Source organism: Marinobacter salinexigens (assembly GCF_008370345.1).
Classification (GTDB): domain Bacteria; phylum Pseudomonadota; class Gammaproteobacteria; order Pseudomonadales; family Oleiphilaceae; genus Marinobacter; species Marinobacter salinexigens.
On sequence record NZ_VTUU01000089.1, the window covers coordinates 1 to 557 of the forward strand.

The 557-nt window shown below is 58.1% G+C and carries 1 protein-coding gene; it reads left to right on the forward strand.

All coding sequences use genetic code 11. From position 1 onward, the window contains the following. A partial coding sequence (locus tag FWJ25_RS20790) for a chlorophyll a/b-binding protein (protein WP_149601884.1) occupies nt 1–370 on the forward strand: 370 nt, incomplete at its 5' end. Nucleotides 371–557: the final 187 nt, after the last annotated feature.

Here is a 557-nt window from a genome sequence, read left to right on the forward strand (position 1 = left end):
GGACTACTTGGGCAACCCCAGCCTGATCCACGCCCAGAGCATTCTGGCCATCTGGGCCTGCCAAGTTATCCTGATGGGCGCCGTGGAGGGTTACCGGGTTGCTGGCGGCCCGCTCGGCGAGGTGACCGACCCTCTGTACCCCGGCGGTAGCTTCGACCCTCTCGGCCTGGCCGACGACCCCGAGGCCTTTGCGGAGCTCAAGGTGAAGGAGATCAAGAACGGCAGGCTGGCCATGTTCTCGATGTTCGGGTTCTTCGTGCAGGCCATCGTCACCGGCAAGGGTCCGTTGGAGRACTTGGCCGACCACTTGGCCGATCCCGTCAACAACAACGCTTGGGCCTATGCCACCAACTTCGTCCCCGGCAAGTGAGCTAGATAGTGTTCGCTGCTCGGTTCTTGGAGTTTCTGCTGTCGTACGGTTTGGATTTTGGGCCCTAGATCATGTGATCCGAATAAAGATAATCCCAGAACATGGTGATGTTGCATAGCTTCAGACCTATATTAAGTCTCGAGCATCTATTCGCTACTCCTGATCAGCTGGAAGGGGCGGCTTCTTG